General features: G+C 62.6%; 1 protein-coding gene. It reads left to right on the top strand.

Going from position 1 to position 1,035, the window contains the following annotated elements; all coding sequences use genetic code 11:
* A protein-coding gene (locus tag GGR62_RS20900) for an IS3 family transposase (RefSeq protein WP_184409726.1) occupies nt 1-1,035 on the top strand; the annotation gives its coding sequence in 2 pieces (ribosomal slippage) (nt 1-245 and nt 245-1,035; 1,036 coding nt annotated over the 2 pieces). This gene is flagged as partial in the annotation.

Below are 1,035 nucleotides of genomic sequence, written 5' to 3'. Positions count from 1 at the left end.
CAGATTCAGCACCGAGCAGATCATCGGGTTTATCAAGCAGGCCGACGCGGGCATGGCCGTGGCGGAGTTGTGCCGTCGGCATGGCTTCAGCCCGGCCAGCTTTTATCAGTGGCGGGCCAAGTACGGGGGGATGGAGGCCGACGAGGCCAAGCGGCTGAAAGAACTGGAGGTCGAGAACACTCGGTTGAAGAAGTTGCTGGCCGAGGCGCACCTGGACATCGAAGCGCTGAAGATCGGCTTCGGGGTAAAACGCTAGCCCCGCAACGCAAGCGCGAGGCAATCCGAGGAATGCTCGAACACACCCCGTTGAGCGAGCGCCGGGCTTGCCGCCTTGCGGGGCTGTCCCGCGATGCTTTCCGCCACGCACCCGTGCCGACGCCAGCCACGCAGGCGCTGTCGGCGCGGCTGGTCGAGCTGGCCCAGGTCCACCGCCGCTTCGGCTATCGCCGACTGCATGATTTGTTGCGCCCGGAGTTTCCATCCGTGAACCACAAGAAGATTTATCGCCTGTACGAGGAAGCCGAACTGAAGGTGCGCAAACGGCGCAAAGCCAAGCGTCCGGTGGGTGAGCGGCAGAAACTGCTGGCGTCCTCCATGCCAAACGACACCTGGAGCATGGACTTCGTGTTCGATGCGCTGGCCAACGCACGCCGCATCAAGTGCCTGACCGTGGTCGACGACTTCACTCGCGAGAGCGTGGACATTGCCGTGGATCACGGCATCAGCGGGGCTTACGTAGTGCGCCTGCTCGATCAGGCGGCGTGCTTCCGTGGCTATCCACGCGCGGTCCGCACCGACAATGGCCCAGAGTTCACCAGTCGCGCCTTCATTGCCTGGACGCAACGACATGGCATCAAGCACATCCTGATCGAGCCAGGTGCCCCCACGCAGAACGCCTACATCGAAAGCTTCAACGGCAAATTCCGCGACGAGTGCCTCAACGAGCACTGGTTCACCTCGTTGGCACAAGCCCGGGATGTGATCGCAGACTGGCGACGCCACTACAACCAGATCAGGCCACACAGCAGTTGTGGT

The organism is Xanthomonas sp. 3075 (genome assembly GCF_014197275.1).
GTDB classification, from domain to species: domain Bacteria; phylum Pseudomonadota; class Gammaproteobacteria; order Xanthomonadales; family Xanthomonadaceae; genus Xanthomonas; species Xanthomonas campestris_B.
Note: the sequence above shows the minus strand (reverse complement) of the source record. Positions and strands in the feature narration are given on the sequence as shown.